The organism is Serratia marcescens (genome assembly GCF_001902635.1).
GTDB classification, from domain to species: Bacteria; Pseudomonadota; Gammaproteobacteria; order Enterobacterales; family Enterobacteriaceae; genus Serratia; species Serratia marcescens_F.
The window spans coordinates 126,570-146,859 of record NZ_MJAO01000015.1; the positions used below are offsets into that span (position 1 = coordinate 126,570).

Here is a 20,290-nt window from a genome sequence, read left to right on the forward strand (position 1 = left end):
ATGGCCAGAAGCCCAAAGCTTAGGCCCTATAAAATAAGCATTAAATGCGTATAGCCACAAGGTTAATCATCTGTTGCTTCACAAAACCCCGCCGCTCGGGGTATGTTTGCCGCTCTGAATCCCGGTTTACCTCGTTTTACCGTCCGGCACCCGAATGCCGGTAGCGCGGCCGGTCTATTTTTCAGCTACGCTGACAGTTCCGGCGGGCTCAAGGGCAGTTATTTGTCAAAGATGAAGATACACGCGATCACCGCCCCCCTTTCCAAAGCGCGCCACCAGCGCTGCTGCGAGTGCGACCTGTTGTTCGTGTTGCCGCCGCTCAGCGGCAATCAGGCCGCCTATTGCCCGCGCTGCAACGCTAAAGTGGTGCACGGCCGCGACTGGTCGATGACCCGCCTGACCGCCATGGCGATCACCATGCTGCTGCTGATGCCGTTCGCCTTCGCCGAACCGCTGATCAGCATTCGCCTGCTCGGCACCCGCATCGACGCCAGCCTGCTGGAAGGCATCTGGCAGATGAGCCGTCAGGGCGATCCGCTCACCGCCAGCATGGTGGCGTTCTGCACCATCGGCGCGCCGCTGACGCTGGCGCTGTCGCTGCTGTATCTGCGCTTCGGCCACGCGCTCGGCATGAACCTGCGCCCGGTGCTGTTGATGCTGGAGCGGCTGAAAGAGTGGGTGATGCTGGACATCTATCTGGTCGGCATGGCGGTAGCGGCGATCAAGGTGCAGGATTACGCCGACATTCAGGCGGGCAGCGCGCTGATCGCCTACCTGTCGCTCACCCTGCTCAGCATACTGACGCTGATCCACACCAACCTTGAGCAACTGTGGGAGCGTTATTATCCGCAGGAACAGCCGGAAGGCCCGCCGACGGCGCTGCACATTTGCCTGTCCTGCCACTATACCGGCAATCCCGACGCACGCGGCCGCTGCCCGCGCTGCCATGTACCGATGTGCCACCGCCAACCTTACAGCCTGCAGAAAACCTGGGCGGCGCTGATCGCGGCGATGATTCTGCTGATACCGGCCAACCTGTTGCCGATTTCCATCATTTACGCCAACGGTGCGCGGCTCGAAGACACCATCTTCTCCGGCGTGGTGTCGCTGGCCACCTCCGGCAACGTGCCGATCGCCGCCATCGTGTTCATCGCCAGCGTGCTGGTGCCCTTTACCAAGGTGATCGTACTGATCACGCTGCTGTTCAGCATTCATTTCAAAACCTCGCACAGCCTGAAGACGCGCATTCGTCTGCTGCGCCTGGTCACCTGGATCGGCCGTTGGTCGATGCTGGATCTGTTCGTTATCGCCTTGATGATGTCGCTGGTGAATCGCGACCAGCTGTTATCTTTTACTATGGGACCGGCCGCGTTTTACTTTGGCTCGGCGGTCATTTTGACTATTCTTGCCGTTGAGTGGCTGGATAGCCGATTGATTTGGGATGCACATGCAACAGGAAACGCCGACTACACCGACTGAAGCGCGGGTCAAGAACAAGCGCCGCATTTCACCGTTCTGGTTACTGCCGTTCATCGCCCTGCTGATCGCCGGGTGGCTGGTCTACAACAATTTCCAGGAACGCGGCACCACGGTCACCATCGATTTCCAATCGGCGGCGGGCATCGTCGCCGGCCGCACGCCGGTGCGTTACCAGGGCGTTGACGTCGGCACGGTGCAGAAGATCAGCCTGAGCAAAGATCTGCGCAGCATCGTGGTGGAAGCCAGTATCAAAAGCGATCTGGAAGATTCGCTGCGCGAAGGCACCCAGTTCTGGCTGGTCACGCCCAAAGCCTCACTGGCCGGGGTGTCCGGGCTCGACGCACTGGTCGGCGGCAACTATATCGGCATGATGCCCGGTAGCGGCAAGGCGCAAACCCACTTCGCCGCGCTCGATACCCAGCCGAAGTACCGTCTGAACACCGGCGAACTGATGATCCACCTGCACGCCGACGATCTGGGCTCGCTCAACAGCGGTTCGCTGGTCTACTACCGTAAAATTCCGGTCGGCAAGGTGTATGACTACACCATCAGCGAAGGCAACAAGGGCGTCACCATCGACGTGCTGATCGACCGCCGCTTCGCCAACCTGGTGAAGGATAACAGCCGCTTCTGGAACGTCTCCGGCTTTAAAGGCGATTTCAGCCTGTCCGGCGCCACGGTACAGATGGAGAGCCTGGCGGCGCTGGTCAACGGCGCCATCGCCTTCGATTCGCCGGCAGAGGGCCAACAGGCCAAGGCCGACCAGAACTACGCCCTGTATCCGGATTTGGCCCACAGCCAGCGCGGCGTCAATATCCTGCTGGATCTGCCGAGCGGCAACAGTCTGAGTGAAAACCGCACGCCGTTGATGTATCAGGGGCTGCAGGTCGGCACCTTGACCAAACTGACGCTGCAACAAGACAGCAAAGTGGTCGGTGAACTCACCATCGATCCGTCGGTGGTCGATTTGATGCGCAGCGGCACCCGCATCGTGATGCGCAGCCCACGTATCAGCCTCAACGACGCCAAACTTAGCCAGCTGCTAACCGGTACCACGCTGGAGCTGGTGCCGGGAGAAGGCGAACCGCAGCAGCGCTTCAACGTGCTGGACAGCAGCGAAACGCTGCTGCAACAGCCGGGGGTGTTGACCGTCACGCTGAATGCGCCGCAAAGCTACGGCATCGACGTCGGGCAACCGCTGGTGGTGCATGGCGTGAAAGTCGGCCAGATCCTGAGCCGCACCCTGACCGCCGGCGGCGTGGTATTCACCGCCGCCATCGACGCCCAGTACCGCAGTCTGCTGCACAAAGACAGCAAATTCGTGGTCAACAGCCGCCTCGACGTCAAGCTGGGGATCGACGGCATGGAAGTGCTCGGCGCCAGCGCGCAGGAGTGGGTGGACGGCGGCGTGCGCATCATCCCCGGCAGTAAAGGGGAACCGGGCGGCCAATATCCGCTGTACGCCAACAGCGAAAAAGCCGAGGCCGGCATCATCGGCAACGCCCCTACCCCTACCCTGACCCTCCGCGCCGCCAGTCTGCCGGACGTGCAGGCGGGTTCGGTGGTGTTGTACCGCAAATTCCAGGTGGGCGAGATCGTCAACGTCCGGCCGAAGACCAACGAATTTGAAGTCGATGTTTACATCAGCCCGGAATACCGCAAGCTGCTGACCCGCGAAAGCATCTTTTGGGCCGAGGGCGGCGCCAAGGTGCAGCTCAACGGCAGCGGGTTGACGGTGCAGGCCTCGCCGCTCAACCGCGCGCTGAAAGGCGCTATCAGCTTCGATAACCTGCAGGGCGTGACGCTGAGCAAGGGCGTCAACCGCGAGCTTTACGCCAGCGAAACCGCCGCTCGCGCGGTAGGCAGCCAAATTACGCTGAAAACCTACGACGCCAGCAAGCTGTCGGCGGGTATGCCGCTGCGTTACCTCGGCATCGACGTCGGCCAGGTGGAGTCGCTGCAGCTGGCGCCGGAGCGCAACGAAGTGCTGGCTAAAGCGGTGCTGTATCCGGAATACGTGCAAACCTTCGCGCGCCTGGGTAGCCGTTTCTCGATCGTTTCACCGGAGATCTCCGCCGCCGGCGTCAACAACCTTGATACTCTGCTGCAGCCATATATCAACGTGGAGCCGGGGCGTGGCCGCGAGCTGCGCACCTTCGAGCTGCAGCTGGCCAGCATCACCGACTCGCGTTATCTCGACGGCCTGAGCGTGGTGCTCGACGCCGCCGAAACCGGCTCGCTGCAGGTCGGCACGCCGGTGCTGTTCCGTGGCGTGGAGGTCGGCACCATCACCGGTTTCTACCTTGGTGCCATGTCCGATCGGGTACACGTCGCGCTGCGCATCAGCAAGAAGTACCAGCATCTGGTGCGCAACAATAGCGTGTTCTGGCTGGCTTCGGGTTACAACCTGCAGTTCGGCCTGACCGGTGGCGTGATCAAGAGCGGCACCTTCCAGCAGTTCATCCGCGGCGGCATCGCCTTCGCCACGCCGCCGACCACTCCGCTGGCGCCGAAGGCCACGCCGAACAAGCACTTCCTGCTGAATCCGGAAGAGCCGAAGGACTGGAAAACCTGGGGCACCGCCATTCCACGCGATTAAATTTCGCGTTTTCCTCTGGGCCCGGCCATGCCGGGCCCTGTTTTTTTCCGCTTTGTGATAAACTCTCGCCCTTGTCTTTATTGCACCCTGAGAGTTCGTCCCGTGGCCAAATCCACCGCCGTTTTTCTGCCCCCCGCGTTCCTCGACGCTACCCGCGCCATCATGCCCGCCGAGTTGGCGATGGAAGATTTTATCGCCGCCTGCCAACGCCCGCTGCGCCGCAGCCTGCGCGTCAACACGCTGAAAATCAGCGTCGCCGATTTCCTGGCGCTGGTGCAGGATTACGACTGGCGATTGGAGCCTATTCCCTGGTGCGCAGAAGGTTTCTGGATCGAACGCGACGATGAAGAATTGCGCTTGGGCAGCGCCGCCGAACACCTGAGCGGCCTGTTCTACATTCAGGAGGCCAGTTCGATGCTGCCGGTCAGCGCGCTGTTCGCAGGCGGCACGGCACCGAATCGGGTGCTGGACGTGGCGGCGGCGCCGGGATCCAAAACCACCCAGATCGCCGCGTTGATGGATAATCAGGGCGGCATCGTCGCCAACGAATACTCCGCCAGCCGGGTGAAAGTGCTGCACGCCAATATCAGCCGCTGCGGCGTGAAGAACACTGCGCTCACCCACTTCGACGGCCGGGTGTTCGGCGCCGCGTTGCCGGAAAGCTTCGACGCCATTCTGCTCGACGCCCCCTGCTCCGGCGAAGGCGTGGTGCGCAAGGATCCGGACGCCATGAGCAACTGGTCGCCACAGAGCGTCGCCGACATCGCCGCCACCCAGCGCGAGCTGATCGACAGCGCGTTTCATGCGCTGGCCCCGGGCGGCGTGATGGTCTATTCCACCTGTACCCTCAATGCACAGGAGAACCAGCAGGTGGTGCAATGGCTGCTGGACACCTATGGCGACGCGGTCAGCGTCGAGCCGTTGGGCGAGCTGTTCTCCGGGGCCGACAAGGCGCTGACCGCCGAGGGCTTCCTGCACGTCTTCCCGCAGATATACGACAGCGAAGGCTTCTTCGTCGCTCGCCTGCGCAAGCACCGCGCCGTGGCGCCGCTGGCGAAGCCGACCTACAAGGTGGGTAAATTCCCGTTCAGCCCGCTGTCCGGTAAAGAGGCGGCGCTGGTCGCCCAAGCCGCCGCCGCATCCGGCTTAACCTGGGGCGATGACAGCCGGTTATGGGAGCGCGACAAGGAGGTCTGGCTGTTTCCGGCGGAGCTGGAACCGCTGTTCGGCAAAGTGCGCTTCTCGCGCATCGGCCTTAAACTGGCGGAGCGTTTCCCGAAAGGTTTCCGTTGGCAGCATGAGGCGGCGATCGCCCTGACGGGCGCTGACGGTAAACATCAGTTCGAGTTGAACGCCGCGCTGGCGCAGGAGTGGTATCACGGCCGCGATCTCTACCCAGAGCAGCCGCCGGCCGGCGATGAGTGCATCGTCACCTACCAGGGGCAGCCGTTGGGCATCGCCAAACGCATCGGCAGCCGTATCAAGAACAACCTGCCGCGTGAGCTGGTACGCGATGGCGCGCTGGATTTTCATCTATAACCAGGCGCAAAGCCGGGAGGCACGCCTCCCGGCAATAAAATAGAAAAACCCTCGCTAAATAAATTATTATTCCAATCATTTATTTCATCACCTCCGAATACCCCACTCCATTAATAAAATACCATCGTCATAAATAAAGTTTTTTTCCTTTGATCAAGACAATTACGAGTTCCTATTCTATTAATTAAACTGCAACTGAATTAGCGCGTTCTACGCTGCTCTGGGTAGCAGCTTTACGGGCTTTCTTTTAAACACGGCAAGGAATCAAAATGAAAAAAACTCTGATAGCTTTGGCTTCAGTAGCAAGCCTGCTGTGCGCCAACGGCGCAGCCAATGCAGCGGGCACCATTCAAGGTACTCTGGGCGTCACAATAACCATCGGTGCCGGCTGTGTGGTCACCGGCGGCAACAGCGCCGGTGTCTCTAACGATTTTGGCTCCATCAGCTTCGGCACCTACTCGTCACTGGCTAACGTCATCGCTGCCACCGCTACCGGCAGCGGCGGCACCGGCAGCCTTGGGCTGAACTGCACCAATGGCACCAACTACACCGTGGCGCTGGACAACGGCCTCTACGCCTCCGGCAGCCAGCGGCGCATGGCCAGCAGCGTACCGGCCTACATCAGCTACAACCTCTACCAGGACATCGCTCACGCGCTGCCGTGGAACAGCACCAGCGGCGTATTAACCGGCGTCGGCACCGGTTCAGCCGTGCCGCTGATCGTCTACGGCCTGGTTCCTGCCGCAGGTACCACGCCGGCGGCCGGCGCGTACAGCGATACCGTCACCATGACCGTCACCTGGTAAGCCCCCCTCTTCCTCTACCGCTGGGCACTCCGGCGGTAGCGTCAATCAACACGAGATTAATTAAAATTAATAATATTCCTATCATCAATTATCATTACCACGCTCGCACCACCCCCATCAAAACGTTTCGCGAGCGCGCTATCCCATCGACATCAAAAAATAAATAAAATTTTTAGTGTTTTAGCGCGACAACTCCGAATTCCTATTCTATTAATTACATTGCAAAGAAAATGAATACGTTCGATTCGTTTCCGGGTGCGTTTTTGCAGGCTTTATCTAACACCACAAGGAACCAATATGAAAAAAACTCTGATGGCTTTGACCTCGGCGGCAACCCTGCTGTGCGCCAACGGCGCAGCCAATGCAGCGGGCACCATTCAAGGCACGCTGGGCGTGACCCTGACCATCGGCGCCGGCTGCGTGGTCAGCGGCGGCAACAGCTCAGGCACCACCAACAACTTCGGCGCCATCAGCTTCGGCACCTACTCGTCGCTGGCTAACGTCATCACCGCCAGCGCTACCGGCAGCGGCGGCACCGGCACCCTGGGGTTGAACTGCACCACCGGCACCAACTACACCGTGGCGCTGGACAACGGTCTCAACGCCACCGGCAGCCAGCGGCGTATGGCCAGCAGCGTGCCCGCTTACATCAGCTACAACCTCTATCAGGACAGCGCCCACGCGCTGCCGTGGAACAGCACCACCGGCGTACTGACCGGCACCGGTACCGGTTCGGCCGTGCCGCTGATCGTCTACGGTCTGGTTCCCGCCGCAGGTACCACGCCGGCAGCCGGTGCATACAGCGATACCGTCACCATGACCGTCACTTGGTAAGTTTGGTGCGCCTGGCCGTCACCTGCATACTGCTGCCGCTGGCGGGCATTTGCCATGCCGACGTCAGCACCGCGACGGTGGGCGTCAGCGCCACCCTGGTCAAATCCTGCGTCGCCGGCACCACCAGCGGCGGCAATACCACGTTCGGCACCTTCAACTTCGGCACGGTCTATTTCCTTAATACGGCGATACAGGTGACCGGCCAGGCGAACGCCGGCGCGCTGCAGATCAACTGCAACAACGGCACCAGCTACACGGTGCTGCTCAGCGGCGGGCAAAGCGGCAATGCCGCTTCACGCTATCTGCAAAGCGCGGCGGGCGCTCGGGTGAACTACAACCTGTATACCAGCGCCAGCTACGCCACCGTCTGGGATAACGTCACCGGCGTGACGCAAACCGCCACCGGCCAAAGCGTTTGGCTGCCGGTGTACGGCATGATCCCGGTGCAGGCGACGCCGGCGACGGGAGCCTATACGGACACGGTGCAGGTGACGATAAATTGGTGATTAACGGAACGCTGCGCTCCCTGCTGTTGGCTGCGCTGATCGGCATCAACGCAGTTCATGCCGATACCACCAGCCAAAGCTTCACGGTCAATGCCTCCATCATCAAAGGCTGCGTGCTCGGCAGCGGCGTCACCAACGTGACTTCGTTCGGCAGCATGAGCTTTGGCCAGGTGGCGTCTTTAAGCAGCCCGATAAAAATCGTGTCGAGCGCCGGCGCCGGCTCGATCCTGATCCGCTGCAATCCGGGGCTCAGCGTCACTCTGGGGCTGAACGTCGGCAACAATGTCACCGGCTCCATCGCCAGTGGGCGAAAGCTGTTGAATTCAGTCACCGCGGAAACGTTGGTTTACCAACTGTATCAGGATGCCAACTACGCCGTTTTATGGGGAGACGGCGGCAACGGCGGTGCAGTCCAAACCGTCTCATCCACCGGCAGCACGCAAGAAATAAAAATCTACGCCAGTTTAATGGCGAGCAGCACCTTGCCCACCAGCGGCACCTACAACGATACGGTCTTAGTGACAGTAAGTTATTGAGCTTTTAAAAGGATCATACCATGCGCAGTTCTCTGCTTCGCCTGCCCCTGTTGGCAGGATTGCTGTTGGCCGGCCAACCACAGGCCTTCGCCGCCGCCTCTATTCTGATTTGGCCCATCGATCCGGTGATTGAAGACAACCAGCAGGCGACGGCCCTGTGGTTGGAAAACCGCGACAGCAAACCGGTTTATATGCAAATTCGCGTCCTCGGCTGGCAGCAAACCGGCGGCAAAGACGACTACCGCAATCAGAGCGACGTGGTCGCCAGCCCACCGGTCGCCACTATTCTCCCCGGCAAACGCCAGTTGATCCGCCTGCTCAAACAAATGCCGGTCGCCGCTGGGCAGGAACGGGCTTATCGGGTACTGGTCGACGAAGTGCCGATCAAAGATAAGAACGGCACTGAGCCCGACAAAGGCGCGCAGATGGGGCTGAAATTCCAGATGCGCTATTCGGTGCCACTGTTCGTCAGCGGTAAAGGCGTTTGGACCAAACAAGACTTCGACAACCCGCGCGACTACGCCACCGCCAACCAGCCTAAACTCAGCTACCGGCTGCAGCAACAAAACAGCCAGCGTTGGCTCGACGTGCGCAATGACGGCACCGTGCATGCGCGCCTGTCGCAGGTCAGCATTCAGGGCAAATCGCTCAACGGCGGGTTGCTGGGTTATGTCCTGCCGGGCTCGCAAATGCGTTTCGCCCTGCCGTCGTCGGGCAGTTTCGCCGCCGGCAAGCTGCAGGCGATGATCAACGACAACAAGCAACCCGTAACCATTCCGTCTTACTGAGCCTGAAGTGCAGGTGAAGCGGATGTCGTCACCGGCCACCCGCGGCATGCAGCTTAAGCCGCTGGCCCTGGCCGTACTCTGTATGGCGGTAGAACTGTGGCCGACGCTCGCCGCCGCCGACGATCTGCCGCCGCCGCCCAGCGCCATCAGCATGCCGGATACCACACTGTATCTGGAGCCGGTGGTGAACGGCCGCCAAACCGGGAAAGTGGTGCCGGTCATCTATCGCGGCGGTCACTACTACCTGACGCCGCAGCAGCTGATCGACGCCGGTCTGCCGGTGGCGGACAAGCAGGCAAAAGAGATCGCCGTCGATCAATGGGACAAGGTCGAGGTCACCTACAGCGGTGAAACGCAGCAGTTGCTGATCACGGTGCCCAACGACTGGCTGCCCAGGCAAACCCTCGGCAACGCCAGTTCAGAGCAACGTCTGCCGGCGCAAAGCAGCCTGGGCTTTTTGCTGAATTACGACGCCTACGTCAGCCAAAGCGGCGGGCGCGGCAATCCGGGCTATTTCTCCGCCTGGAGCGAGCAGCGCCTGTTCGACGGCTTCGGCGTCATTGCCAATACCGGCATTTTCCGCAGCAGCTTCAACGGCGGCGCCAGCACGCAGCAGAACAATCGCTATATCCGCTACGACAGTACCTGGCGCTACAGCGACGACGACACCATGCTCAGCTATACGGCGGGCGATTTCACTACCGGCGCGTTACCCTGGACCAGCTCGGTACGCGTCGGCGGCCTGCAAGTGGCGCGCAACTTCGCCACGCGGCCGGATTTGATCACCTATCCGCTGCCGCAGTTCTCCGGCCAGGCCGCCGTGCCAAGCAGCGTCGATCTGTACATCAACAGCTATAAGAATACCTCCGCCAACGTGAATCCCGGCCCCTTCACCCTGAATACCGTGCCCTATATCAACGGTGCCGGTCAGGCGACGGTGGTGACTACCGATGCGCTCGGCCGCCAGATAAGCACCACGGTGCCGTTCTATGTCGCCAGCTCGCTGCTGCAGGCCGGGTTAAGTGATTTCAGCCTCTCGGCGGGCGCGCTGCGCCAAAACTACGGCTACCGCTCCGCGGACTACGGGCAGTGGGTGGCCAGCGGCAGCGGGCGTTACGGCGTCACCGATTGGCTGACGCTCGAAGGCCGGGCGGAAGGTGCGGCGGAGCTGGCGGTCACCGGCGCCGGGGCCGGTGTGCGCCTGTGGCAACTGGGGGTGTTCAACGCCTCCTACAGCTACAGCCAGGCGAGCAGCAACGCCTTCAACGCCCCGAAAACCGCGCCCCTTTATTACGATCCGATCACCGGTCAACCGGTGCAGCAGCCAGATGCCGGGCCGGTGTATCAGTACACCGGCCGCCACGGCGATCAGACCAGCCTGAGCTATACCTACAGCAATCAGTATTTCAGCCTTAACGCGCAACGGGTGCTGCGCAGCGCGGACTTTGGCGATCTCTCCACCTACAAAAGCAGTTACCGGCTGAGCCGCCGCACCGATCAACTGACCGGCAGCATCGGCCTGAGCCGCTTCGGCAGCCTGGGCGCCGGTTATTTCGACGTGCGCGACGCCATCGGCCAGCGCACCCGGCTGATCAACCTGTCGTACAGCCTGACGCTGTGGCGCAATATCAGCCTTTACGCCTCGGCGAACCGCGAGATCGGCGGCGACGGTTACAGCTCGCAATTGCAGATCAGCATTCCGTTCGATGCCTGGGGCACCGCCAACGTCAGCACCGCCCGCGACGCCGGCAACCGTTGGAGCGAACGCGTCGGTTACAGCCGCGCCGCGCCGACCGACGGCGGTTTCGGTTGGAACCTGGCCTATGCCGGCGGCCAGGGCAGCGACAGCGATTACCGTCAGGCAGACCTGACCTGGCGCACCTCGCTGCTGGAAACCCGCGCGGGGTTGTACGGCAACCGTAACGACTACACGCGCTGGGGCGAAGTGAGCGGCTCATTGGTAGCGATGAACGGCGGCGTTTACGCCACCAACACCATCAACGACGCCTTCGCCCTGATCTCGACCAACGGTTACGCCGGTATTCCGGTCAGCTACGAGAACCAGCGCATCGGCGTCACCAACGACAAAGGCTACCTGCTGGTGCCTACCGTCACCTCGTATTACCACGCCAAGTTCCAGATCGACCCGCTCAATCTACCGGCGGATGTCAACCTGCCGGCGGTAGAAAAAACCGTCGCCATTCGCGATCACAGCGGTTTCCTGGTTGATTTCCCCGTTCAGCGCCTTTCCGCCGCCGACGTTGAGTTGGTCGATGCGCAAGGCAAACCGCTGGCCAACGGCAGTCAGGTCGCGGTGATCGGCAGCAATCAGCAAAGCTACGTCGGCTGGGACGGCATGACCTACATCGATCCGGTGCAGCAACACAACCGGCTTAGCGTGATCCCGGCCGACGGCGGCCCGCCGTGTCAGGTCAGTTTCAGCCTGGCCAACCCACAAGGTCTGCAGCGCGTCGGCCCGCTGGTTTGCCAGTCGGCCGCCAGATAACCGTAACAGGGAGAAAACGATGAATTGGGGAATCAAAACGCTCATGCTGGGCACACTGCTGCTGAGCGGCCACCAGGCGCTGGCCAACTGCGCCGTCACCGCCGGCGCCGTCAGCCTGGGCAGCGTGACCTCCAACAGCATATACAGCACGTCGGCCAGAGCGCAGGGCACCGGCGGCTTAAACTGCAGCGGCATCGGCCTGACCCTGCTAACCGAGAACACGGTGTCGGTAAAGATCGTTTCCACCACCAACAGCATGTATCTGAGCGACACCGGCGGCTCGGGTGATAAAATCCCCTATCTGATCTATCCGGATGCCAACTATCAATATCCGTTCAGCGCCGGGCAAACCATCAACTACAACTCGCTGAACCTGCTCTCACTGATCTTCGTGTCCAGCAACGTTTCCATTCCGCTGTATATTCAGACCACTACCGGCGCCAACGTGCGCGCTGGCACCTATACCGACACCATCAACCTGAGCTGGACCTACAGCATCTGCTATGCCGGGCTGTTGGGCGCCTGCCTGGCCTGGACCGGCACCAACGTGGCGGGCACGGTGGCGGTCACCGCCACCATCACCAAAAGCTGCCTGATCGCTCCCCCCGGTAGCGTCAACTTCGGCAGCATGGCGCTGGTGGGGCAATTTAACCCGATTAACCAGAGCATCAACCTTACCTGTACCAAAACCCAGGCCTACAACACCTACTTTACCAACGGCAACAACCCGGTCACCGGCTGGCGGCAGATGATCAACGGCACCAGCAACTTCCTGCAATACCAAATCTATCTGCCCAACACCACCACCGTCTGGAACAGCAGCAACATGCAGAGTGGCACCGGCACCGGGTTGGCGCAGAGTATTCCCTTTACCGCTGCAATCAACCCAGCGCAGACCGAGGTACCGGTCGGCAGCTATCAGGATAACGTCAGCTTTGTGGTTGAATACTGAGCGGTGCCGCTAGCGGTAAAACGCAATTGTTGCCAGAATGTATTTTTTATGTGGCATTTTTTGCTCATTTGGCTATGCTCATAGCGATGACCTACTGGTCTAACCTCCTACCACATCATTGAGCAAGGAGTTCCCATGAGCAAAACCGTCGTAAAAATTGGCAGCTTCGAGGTCGATGACGCGCATCTTCACGCCACTTCCGATCGTGCCGGCACCCTGAGCATTCCCTGCAAATCTGACCCGGATCTGTGCATGCAACTGGACGGCTGGGATGAACACACCAGCATTCCGGCTATCCTCGACGGCAAACAGTCGTTGTTGTACAAACAACACTATGACCGGCAGGCGGACGCCTGGGTGATGCGGCTGGCATGAAGATGCGCCAGGATCGCTGACGACGCGCTGTTTTCATCGGAAACAGCGCGTTTTTTTATGCGATGGCGATGCCGCGGCCGGCAAAGAAATGGGCGAAACGGTGGAGCGGCAGTTGCACCCGCTCGCGCGTCGCCGGGCTGTCGCCCGAAGGATTGTGGAAGGTCACGCTCTGCGCGTCGGCAGCGGTGATCAACACCAGATGCCCGCCCCGCTGCGCTGGCGAGCTCTCGGGCCGACGAATAGAGGGATGCACCGAGGCGATAAAGTAGCGGCATTCGCTGAACAGCGCCGGCACGCCGGCGGCCTCCAGCCCTACCTTAACCTCCGCCCGCAGCGCGAACTGCTCGCGTACATACTCGACAAAAGGCGCGTAAATCAACCCTTTGATCTGCTCGCCCTCGCGCACATAGGCGCCGTAAGGCAGGCTGCGGCGCGCCAGCTCCAGCAGCGGCGGCGCTTCGCCGTCGCGATGCCCCAACACCATTTTCAGGCAGGCCATGCCGCACACGTGGTTGGCCCACTCGACGTACTCCGCCCGATCACGGGCGCCGCTGCGCGCCCAGTTGTCGTCTTGCGCCAGCGTGGCGCGGCCGGCGATCAGATCGGCGGCCATCTCCGGGCTCGCCCACTGGCACTCGTAGGGAACGGCGCGCATGGCACTAGAATTTGTCGACGACTTTGAAATTCATCAACACCAGCGTCATATCCGGCGAGAACAGATCGTACTCTTCGAAGAAACGCTGCAGCTCTTTACGCCAATGCGCCAACGACCGGTCGCCCTCGCCTTCGGCATAGGCGTGCGCTTCATCCACCTGATCGTAGGTTTTCATTTCCACCGCGGTCAACTCGACCGCGCAGACCGGCTCGCCCTTGCCGTCCACCACCAGGAACAGATCGCCGGCCTGCGGGATCCCTTCGCCGTCCAGGTTGGAACAGGTCGCCGTTTTGGTGCCATTGAGGATCAATTGCACCACTTCATCGGCCTGCTGCTCGGTATCACCGAACGCCCAGCGCTCAAGGTGTTCGTATTTCTGCGGAATTGCCGTCGCCATGATTATACCTTTTTGAAAAATGCATCAATGCAGACAGGATAGTACAACGTAATGCCGGCCGTATGCATCCGTCACCTGCGCGACTGCGCGTTCCGCCACCGCCGCCTTTACGCGTTTTTACCGTTCTTCGCTGTGCCTTCTGCTGCGCCGGGCGCATACTGTGAACACTATTCACCCAATGGCGACCGCCAGGCGGTAACATGCGGCAAAACGACATCGATGCTGACGATACCTTCAGCGATTTACTCAACGGCGTCGCGCTGGCGACGCTTTTCCTCATTGCCATCGCCGGCGGGTGGTATTTCAGTTAAAGGGGGACGACGTGGCGACAAAACGCATGGGCAACAAGCTCAGTAAAATGGTGGTGGTTCTGCTGCTGATCTGCCTGGCGCTGCTGCTGTTGCGTTGGGCGGCGATAGCCTTCGGTTGATGCCGTAAAACGACGCCGGCGCCCCATTCACCGCCGCGGCGTGGCGGTCGGTTCCAACAGTTCCCGCAGATAGGCCAGACGCGCTTCCCCCTGCGGCAACCAGCAGCGGCACAGCCAATGCTGCTTTTCACCCGCGCGGCTTAGGCGGTAATACTCCGCCAAGGTTTCGACCCAGTTCATGATGTGTTCTCCTGCTTTTCGACACCACAAGTATTGAACGTAAAAACCAGAAGAAATACTGATGGCTTGTTTTTTATGCTTCCGGTTTTAGGCTACGCGGTAGCGAAGCCGCCGTTCAGCTGCTACATTGAGCGAAAATCAGCCAGCCGAGGTAAGCCATGACGTTCTCGGAACAGGAGATTAAACCCGTATGGGATGAGGTCGCGCGCCTGATCGGCGACGGCGTGATGCAGCTGCGCCATCGCGGCGAGGTGCTGTCGGTGGAAACGCTGGAAAAACATCTGGCGCAGCAGTTGGCGGGCAGCAACGACATCGAACGGCGCATCCTGCTCGGCGCCGCCATCAACATGCTGAAAGGTGGAAAATGAATCGCCAACCGAAAGGGTTGGCGATTCGACAGAAGCCCGAGGTATGCAAGCCCGGCCTTCTATGCGCTACTATGTCACGCTAATATGACGGAATTAATAGGAATTGTCGGGTTTTTGCCCAAAACACACTATTTTGTTGCCCCTCGTTACGCCAGGACAAAATCGCCGGCATCCAGCGGCTGCCCGACCACTTTCACCAGGAAATCGCTGCCGCCAAAGGCGCCGCCCAGGTTGATCGCCACGTCGCTGACGTGATTCTGCGCGTCATAGCTCAACATCGCCTCGCCTGCCTTGCCGCTGAACTGATCGACGAAACGGATGCCGTCGGCGCTGCCGGTATTGAACAACGTCAGATCGATCTTGTCCTCACCGCGCACGAAGTCGCGGATCCAATCCGGCGCCGCCGCCGTCGACTCGTCCGCCGCGAAATAGACGAAGGTGTCCTTGCCGGCGCCGCCCCACAGCTGATCTGCCCCTTTACCGCCGTACAGCACATCGTCGCCCGCGCCGCCCTTCAGCACGTTATCGGCGGCGTTGCCCACCAGCACATCGTTGCCCGATCCGCCGATGGCGTTTTCAATCGTCACGCCTGCGGCGATCGACACGTTGCCTTTCAGGCCGCCGACGTCCGAGAACGCTTTTTCATTCAGGTTGATGCGCTGATTCTGGCTGAAGCCGGAGAAGTCGAAGGTGTCGTTGCCGCCGGCATCCCAGGCGGTAAAGATGATTTTATCCTGGGCGCTGGTAGCGGTGAGGAAGTCGCGATCGGTGTTGGAGTTGAAACCGTAAACCGTATCGCCGGTACGGGTGTTCATGTTGGCGCCGTAGAAATGCTGGATCGCCGTAATATCATTGAGCAGCGGCCCGGAAGAGTACGCGCCTTTAAAGTCCTGCCCGGTGTTGCTTTCACTGAAATAACTCATCACGCTGTGGGCGCGGCTGTCCTCGAAATAGGTCGCGTCCTTACCGTAGGTGATGCTGACGCCCGGCGCGGCGTTATAGTCGCCGGGGTGCTGCAACCCCAGCGCATGGCCGATCTCATGAGTAAAGGTCTGGCGACCGTATTCGTTTTCATGGATCTGGTTGTTGACGAAGGTGTGGTTCTTGGCGTTATACCAGGTTTGACCGGCGACCGAAGGCGAGGAGTCCGGGTTATACGCGAAGGCATAGGAGCCGCGCGAACTGTAGTCGAACAGGCCGAATTTGATATTGGCGGCGGCGGCGTTGCTGGTCTCGGTGAAGGTGATGTTGGCCACGTCTGACCATGACTGCAGCGACAGTTTGGCCTGCTCGCGCTGTTCCGCGTTAAAGCTGCTGAAGCCGCCGATGCCCATGCTCGACATGTTGCCCGGCGCCTTTTCCCAGAAGCTGAAGGTCAGGGAAACCGGCGTGTCGGTCACGCCCTTGTCGTGCCAGCTGCGATCGCCGCGCACCAGTTCCAGGCCGGCATTCTCGAACGTTTTCGACGGATGAAGCACGGTAATGGTGTCGTCTTCATCGGGTTTATAAGCGCCCAGCAGAGCTAATACGCCTTCGGCTTTAACAGAAGCATTGCTTGATGACATAACCTTAATCTCCATATTCCTCATTTCAATCGGGGCGTGCCCCGACTGGCGGATTGCCTGAACGGCAGCGGCCCGGTGCTGAATCAATACGGGGATATCGGTAATGCGGTGGCGCCTTCCCTCGGCACTCTGAATGAGAACGATAATCCCTTAAGAGAAAAGAATAGACACATTTTCGCCGAGTACAGAGTTTTCTTAGAAAAAGTGTTGCAATGCTTTTCCGCCACCTGAATGATTTTCATGGTAATTATCAGCGTTATCGCGATTGGCAGCAGAAAAACCATAAAAAAACCGGGGCAATCCGACCCCGGTTATCCATAAGAAATTCTGGACTCAGACTAACCAACCGAGCAACAGCGTAGCGCCAATGACCGTGGAAGCACCGCCGATGCGCGTGGCGATTTGGGCGAACGGCATCAGACCCATACGGTTCGACGCCGACAGGATCGCCACGTCGCCGGTGCCGCCCAGGCCGCTGTGACAGCAGGTGACGATCGCCGCTTCCACCGGGAACATCTTCAGGTAAGGCGCAATCAGGAAGCTGACCAGGCCCATCGACAGCACCACCGAGCCGCAGACCACCACATAGCCGACCGAAAACACCGCCACCACGCTTTCCAACGGCACATACAGCATGCCCAGACCGATCATCAGCGGCCACACCAGCGCCGTGGAGACGAACTTGTAGAAACTGTGCGCGCCGGTTTCCATCGACGCCGGGATCACCCGGCAGTATTTGCACAGCACCGCGAACAGGATCATCAACACCGGACCAGGAATATGCACAATGTGCTCGAACAGGCCGCCGACGATAAAGAAGGCACAAATTACCAGCAGCCCGCCCCCCATCAGTTGGAAATCGACGTTGCCGCTTTGCTCCTTAACGGCGAACATCGCGTTCTCCTGCGCCGAGCGGATCAGCATGCCGTCGCCGCTCAATGCCTTGCGCTGCATGCCGATGCGCGCCAGCACGCCGGCGGTGACGATGGCGAAGATGTTGCCCAGCACCGCCGCCGGCGCCAGTTGCGCGACGTAGACGTCCGGCGTCGCGCCCAGGATCGCCGAATAGGCCAGCGACAACGGTAAAATGCCCTCGCCGATGCCGCCGCCAATGATCGGCACGATAATGAAGAAGAAAGTGTGATAGAAGGTAAAGCCGAACAGTTTGCCCACCAGCAACCCGGTGATCACCGCCGTGACCGTGCCCACCACCAGCGGCACGAACATGCGGATCATGCCCTGGATAAGGATCACCCGGTTCATGCCGAGAATGCTGCCGACCACCAGGCTGGCGATGACGAAGTAAAGCAGGTTGGCGTCTTTCATCAGCAGATGAACGGTACCCATGACGTTGGGTTGGAACACATTGAAATAGACCAGCACCGACGGCACCATCAGGCACAGAATGGCCGGGCCGCCAATATCACGCAGCACGGGAATGCTTTTTCCCAGCTGCGCCAGCGCAAAGCCCAATGTCATGATCACCGCCAGGCCGCCGATCATATTCTTCGGCAGGAAGTTAGCGTAGGCAGAAATCGCCACAATCGCGCAAATTGTGATAAACAAGGCGATAGGTACCGCGCCGATATCTATTTGACGAAACTTATTAATTAATCCTGATGAATCGGACGATGCCGTATTTTTATCACAGGCCAGTTCTGCATTTATCTGTTTCATTATTCACCCTGCTGACGAGCGTAGAGTACGGTTAGGTTTGCCTGGCGCAACACCCCTGCCCCAGCCAAGAAAAAACAAACGATTACGAAAAATCCCATTGCAGATTTCGCATTTTTTAATAAGAAATAAAACAGTAGACAGCACTGACGATATGATAAAAAATAAAAATGCAAAACTAAATTACGCCGTAGGAATTCAATATTGTGACCCTCAGCCAATGTTAGTTTTAATTAATTATCGTCAGCATTTTGTAATTAAAGTAATCAGGTTTAAATTCGCTGCTATGCTATAGGAGGGCGAAAAAGCCCCTGCGTTATTAATAAAGAACCGGAAACGCCATTAGCTGAATCCGGTCAGCTTGATCCGAACCTTAATCCTGCGCGCGGCACCGCGCGGGAAAAGGCATAATATGACTCATAAGGAAGTAGAATATGTCTTCACGCGCTGTTACCCCACAATCCCTTACTCGTTACGGCATCCATCAGGCCGCCGAGATTGTCTATAACCCCAGCTATGAATTGCTGTTTGCCGAAGAGACCCGCGCCGACCTGCCGCCGCTGGAACGCGGCACCCTCACCCAGCTGGGCGCGGTCAACGTCGCGACCGGTGAATTCACCGGCCGTTCGCCGAAAGATAAGTACATCGTGCGCGATGACACCACACGCGACACCGTCTGGTGGTCAGACAACGGCACCGGCAAGAACGACAACCAACCGCTCTCGCCGGAAGTCTGGCAGCATTTGAAAACGCTGGTGGGCAACCAGCTCTCCGGCAAACGTCTGTTCGTGGTGGACGCCTTCTGCGGCGCCAACGCCGACACGCGCCTGAAAGTGCGCTTTATCACCGAGGTGGCCTGGCAGGCGCACTTCGTGAAAAACATGTTTATTCGCCCGAGCGACGAAGAGCTGACGGACTTTGAGCCGGACTTCGTGGTGATGAACGGCGCCAAATGCACCAACCCGGACTGGCAGCAGCAAGGCCTGCACTCGGAGAACTTCGTCGCCTTCAACCTGACCGAGCGCATGCAGCTGATCGGCGGCACCTGGTACGGCGGCGAGATGAAGAAAGGCCTGTTCTCCATCATGAACTACCTGCTGCCGCTGAAAGGCATCGCCTCGATGCACTGCTCGGCCAACGTCGGCGAACAAGGTGACGTGGCGGTATTCTTCGGCCTGTCCGGCACCGGTAAAACCACCCTCTCCACCGATCCGAAACGCCAGCTGATCGGCGATGACGAGCACGGCTGGGACGACGACGGCGTGTTCAACTTCGAAGGCGGCTGCTACGCCAAAACCATCAAGCTGTCACCGCAGGCGGAGCCGGAAATCTATCAGGCGATCCGCCGCGACGCGCTGCTGGAAAACGTCACCGTGCTGGCCGACGGCAGCATCGACTTCGACGACGCCAGCAAAACCGAGAACACCCGTGTCTCTTACCCGATCGGCCACATCGAGAACATCGTCAAACCGGTGTCCAAAGCCGGCCATGCGCGCAAGATCATCTTCCTGACCGCCGACGCTTTCGGCGTGCTGCCGCCGGTGTCGCGCCTGACGCCGGAACAGACCCAATACCACTTTCTGTCCGGCTTCACCGCCAAGCTGGCCGGCACAGAGCGCGGCATCACCGCCCCAACGCCGACCTTCTCCGCCTGCTTCGGCGCCGCGTTCCTGACGCTGCACCCGACGCAGTACGCCGAAGTGCTGGTGAAACGCATGGAAGCCGCCGGCGCCCAGGCTTATCTGGTCAATACCGGCTGGAACGGCAGCGGCAAACGCATCTCGATCAAAGACACCCGCGGCATCATCGACGCCATTCTGAATGGCGACATTGAGCAGGCCGAGACCTTCACGCTGCCGATCTTCGGCCTGGCCGTGCCGACCGCGCTGCCGGGCGTCGATCCGTCGATCCTCGATCCGCGTAAAACCTACGCCGACGAATCGCTGTGGCAGGAGAAAGCGCAGGATCTGGCGCAGCGCTTTATCGACAACTTCGCCAAATACACCGTCACCCAGGCGGGCGAAAAACTGGTGAACGCCGGGCCTAAACTGTAACGCCGGCGCGCTGTGCGTCGTCATTCAAGGGCCGAACCTTCGGCCCT

Annotated in this window: 19 protein-coding genes; 14 read left to right on the forward strand and 5 right to left on the reverse strand. The window is 59.8% G+C overall.

Features of this window, described 5'->3' with window-relative positions:
* Positions 1 to 231 precede the first annotated feature (231 nt).
* The 11 genes from yebS (at position 232) to BHU62_RS16245 (ending at position 12,920) form a co-directional block, all read left to right on the forward strand.
* Positions 232 to 1,479: a membrane integrity lipid transport subunit YebS gene (yebS, locus tag BHU62_RS16195; protein ID WP_073532911.1), complete on the forward strand. Its 1,248-nt coding sequence runs from the start codon at positions 232 to 234 to the stop codon at positions 1,477 to 1,479.
* On the forward strand, positions 1,448 to 4,078 hold the full coding sequence (locus BHU62_RS16200; RefSeq protein ID WP_073532931.1) for a PqiB family protein: 2,631 nt from the start codon (positions 1,448 to 1,450) through the stop codon (positions 4,076 to 4,078). Before yebS ends, BHU62_RS16200 begins: the two co-directional genes overlap by 32 nt.
* Positions 4,079 to 4,180: 102 nt before the next feature.
* On the forward strand, positions 4,181 to 5,617 hold the full coding sequence (rsmF, locus tag BHU62_RS16205) for a 16S rRNA (cytosine(1407)-C(5))-methyltransferase RsmF (protein WP_078062075.1): 1,437 nt from the start codon (positions 4,181 to 4,183) through the stop codon (positions 5,615 to 5,617).
* 269 nt (positions 5,618 to 5,886) lie between these two features.
* Positions 5,887 to 6,423 carry a spore coat U domain-containing protein gene (locus BHU62_RS16210; RefSeq protein ID WP_073532912.1) on the forward strand — a complete coding sequence of 179 codons (537 nt, stop codon included), beginning with the start codon at positions 5,887 to 5,889 and terminating at the stop codon, positions 6,421 to 6,423.
* Between the two features lie 297 nt (positions 6,424 to 6,720).
* Positions 6,721 to 7,257, forward strand: coding sequence for a spore coat U domain-containing protein (locus BHU62_RS16215; protein WP_073532913.1), 537 nt, complete (start codon positions 6,721 to 6,723; stop codon positions 7,255 to 7,257).
* Positions 7,251 to 7,763 (forward strand): spore coat U domain-containing protein, encoded by a 513-nt coding sequence (locus BHU62_RS16220; protein WP_236720682.1) that lies wholly within the window; start codon positions 7,251 to 7,253, stop codon positions 7,761 to 7,763. Before BHU62_RS16215 ends, BHU62_RS16220 begins: the two co-directional genes overlap by 7 nt.
* A 20-nt stretch (positions 7,764 to 7,783) precedes the next feature.
* Positions 7,784 to 8,299: a spore coat U domain-containing protein gene (locus tag BHU62_RS16225; RefSeq protein WP_236720683.1), complete on the forward strand. Its 516-nt coding sequence runs from the start codon at positions 7,784 to 7,786 to the stop codon at positions 8,297 to 8,299.
* Between the two features lie 20 nt (positions 8,300 to 8,319).
* Positions 8,320 to 9,087 (forward strand): molecular chaperone, encoded by a 768-nt coding sequence (locus BHU62_RS16230; RefSeq protein WP_073532916.1) that lies wholly within the window; start codon positions 8,320 to 8,322, stop codon positions 9,085 to 9,087.
* Between the two features lie 22 nt (positions 9,088 to 9,109).
* Entirely contained in the window at positions 9,110 to 11,593 is a 2,484-nt protein-coding gene (locus BHU62_RS16235; RefSeq protein ID WP_415915715.1) for a fimbria/pilus outer membrane usher protein, read from the forward strand.
* A 19-nt stretch (positions 11,594 to 11,612) separates the two neighbouring features.
* On the forward strand, positions 11,613 to 12,545 hold the full coding sequence (locus BHU62_RS16240) for a spore coat protein U domain-containing protein (protein ID WP_073532917.1): 933 nt from the start codon (positions 11,613 to 11,615) through the stop codon (positions 12,543 to 12,545).
* A 135-nt stretch (positions 12,546 to 12,680) separates the two neighbouring features.
* The gene (locus BHU62_RS16245; RefSeq protein WP_073532918.1) at positions 12,681 to 12,920 is read left to right on the forward strand and encodes a DUF1480 family protein; all 240 of its coding nucleotides are present in this window, start codon (positions 12,681 to 12,683) and stop codon (positions 12,918 to 12,920) included.
* 55 nt (positions 12,921 to 12,975) lie between these two features.
* On the opposite strand, the gene BHU62_RS16250 is transcribed toward BHU62_RS16245, so the two are convergent.
* Both BHU62_RS16250 and BHU62_RS16255 read right to left on the reverse strand, forming a co-directional pair.
* On the reverse strand, positions 12,976 to 13,575 hold the full coding sequence (locus tag BHU62_RS16250; protein ID WP_073532919.1) for a hypothetical protein: 600 nt from the start codon (positions 13,573 to 13,575) through the stop codon (positions 12,976 to 12,978).
* A gap of 4 nt (positions 13,576 to 13,579) precedes the next feature.
* A complete protein-coding gene (locus tag BHU62_RS16255; RefSeq protein ID WP_019454863.1) occupies positions 13,580 to 13,972 on the reverse strand; it encodes an ASCH domain-containing protein in 393 nt (130 codons plus the stop codon).
* Positions 13,973 to 14,309: 337 nt separating this feature from the next.
* Here BHU62_RS16255 and yniD point away from each other — a divergent pair, with 337 nt between their 5' ends.
* Positions 14,310 to 14,402 carry a small membrane protein YniD gene (yniD, locus tag BHU62_RS25450; protein WP_016928013.1) on the forward strand — a complete coding sequence of 31 codons (93 nt, stop codon included), beginning with the start codon at positions 14,310 to 14,312 and terminating at the stop codon, positions 14,400 to 14,402.
* A gap of 27 nt (positions 14,403 to 14,429) precedes the next feature.
* Here yniD and BHU62_RS25270 read toward each other — a convergent pair whose 3' ends face one another.
* Positions 14,430 to 14,582, reverse strand: coding sequence for a hypothetical protein (locus tag BHU62_RS25270; RefSeq protein WP_171971327.1), 153 nt, complete (start codon positions 14,580 to 14,582; stop codon positions 14,430 to 14,432).
* Positions 14,583 to 14,740: 158 nt separating this feature from the next.
* On the opposite strand from BHU62_RS25270, the gene BHU62_RS16260 reads away from it, so the two are divergent.
* Positions 14,741 to 14,950, forward strand: coding sequence for a hypothetical protein (locus BHU62_RS16260; protein ID WP_073532920.1), 210 nt, complete (start codon positions 14,741 to 14,743; stop codon positions 14,948 to 14,950).
* Positions 14,951 to 15,096: 146 nt separating this feature from the next.
* Here BHU62_RS16260 and BHU62_RS16265 read toward each other — a convergent pair whose 3' ends face one another.
* A complete protein-coding gene (locus tag BHU62_RS16265; RefSeq protein WP_078062077.1) occupies positions 15,097 to 16,515 on the reverse strand; it encodes a serralysin family metalloprotease in 1,419 nt (472 codons plus the stop codon).
* A 333-nt stretch (positions 16,516 to 16,848) separates the two neighbouring features.
* Positions 16,849 to 18,192, reverse strand: a complete 1,344-nt coding sequence (locus BHU62_RS16275; RefSeq protein ID WP_073532923.1) for a 2-hydroxycarboxylate transporter family protein — start codon at positions 18,190 to 18,192, stop codon at positions 16,849 to 16,851.
* A gap of 431 nt (positions 18,193 to 18,623) precedes the next feature.
* On the opposite strand from BHU62_RS16275, the gene pckA reads away from it, so the two are divergent.
* Positions 18,624 to 20,243, forward strand: coding sequence for a phosphoenolpyruvate carboxykinase (ATP) (gene pckA / locus BHU62_RS16280; protein ID WP_073532924.1), 1,620 nt, complete (start codon positions 18,624 to 18,626; stop codon positions 20,241 to 20,243).
* The last annotated feature ends 47 nt before the right edge of the window (positions 20,244 to 20,290 follow it).

What these genes read in the sequence shown, in the direction of transcription:
- BHU62_RS16260 (WP_073532920.1), top strand. Translation starts at nt 14,741, where the DNA reads ATGACGTTCTCGGAACAGGAGATTAAACCCGTATGGGATGAGGTCGCG.
- pckA (WP_073532924.1), top strand. Translation starts at nt 18,624, where the DNA reads ATGTCTTCACGCGCTGTTACCCCACAATCCCTTACTCGTTACGGCATC.
- BHU62_RS16255 (WP_019454863.1), bottom strand. Translation starts at nt 13,972, where the DNA reads ATGGCGACGGCAATTCCGCAGAAATACGAACACCTTGAGCGCTGGGCG.
- BHU62_RS16240 (WP_073532917.1), top strand. Translation starts at nt 11,613, where the DNA reads ATGAATTGGGGAATCAAAACGCTCATGCTGGGCACACTGCTGCTGAGC.
- BHU62_RS16265 (WP_078062077.1), bottom strand. Translation starts at nt 16,515, where the DNA reads ATGTCATCAAGCAATGCTTCTGTTAAAGCCGAAGGCGTATTAGCTCTG.
- BHU62_RS16210 (WP_073532912.1), top strand. Translation starts at nt 5,887, where the DNA reads ATGAAAAAAACTCTGATAGCTTTGGCTTCAGTAGCAAGCCTGCTGTGC.
- BHU62_RS16250 (WP_073532919.1), bottom strand. Translation starts at nt 13,575, where the DNA reads ATGCGCGCCGTTCCCTACGAGTGCCAGTGGGCGAGCCCGGAGATGGCC.
- BHU62_RS16235 (WP_415915715.1), top strand. Translation starts at nt 9,110, where the DNA reads ATGTCGTCACCGGCCACCCGCGGCATGCAGCTTAAGCCGCTGGCCCTG.
- BHU62_RS16230 (WP_073532916.1), top strand. Translation starts at nt 8,320, where the DNA reads ATGCGCAGTTCTCTGCTTCGCCTGCCCCTGTTGGCAGGATTGCTGTTG.
- BHU62_RS25270 (WP_171971327.1), bottom strand. Translation starts at nt 14,582, where the DNA reads ATGAACTGGGTCGAAACCTTGGCGGAGTATTACCGCCTAAGCCGCGCG.
- BHU62_RS16275 (WP_073532923.1), bottom strand. Translation starts at nt 18,192, where the DNA reads ATGAAACAGATAAATGCAGAACTGGCCTGTGATAAAAATACGGCATCG.
- BHU62_RS16215 (WP_073532913.1), top strand. Translation starts at nt 6,721, where the DNA reads ATGAAAAAAACTCTGATGGCTTTGACCTCGGCGGCAACCCTGCTGTGC.
- BHU62_RS16245 (WP_073532918.1), top strand. Translation starts at nt 12,681, where the DNA reads ATGAGCAAAACCGTCGTAAAAATTGGCAGCTTCGAGGTCGATGACGCG.
- yebS (WP_073532911.1), top strand. Translation starts at nt 232, where the DNA reads ATGAAGATACACGCGATCACCGCCCCCCTTTCCAAAGCGCGCCACCAG.
- yniD (WP_016928013.1), top strand. Translation starts at nt 14,310, where the DNA reads ATGGGCAACAAGCTCAGTAAAATGGTGGTGGTTCTGCTGCTGATCTGC.
- BHU62_RS16200 (WP_073532931.1), top strand. Translation starts at nt 1,448, where the DNA reads ATGCAACAGGAAACGCCGACTACACCGACTGAAGCGCGGGTCAAGAAC.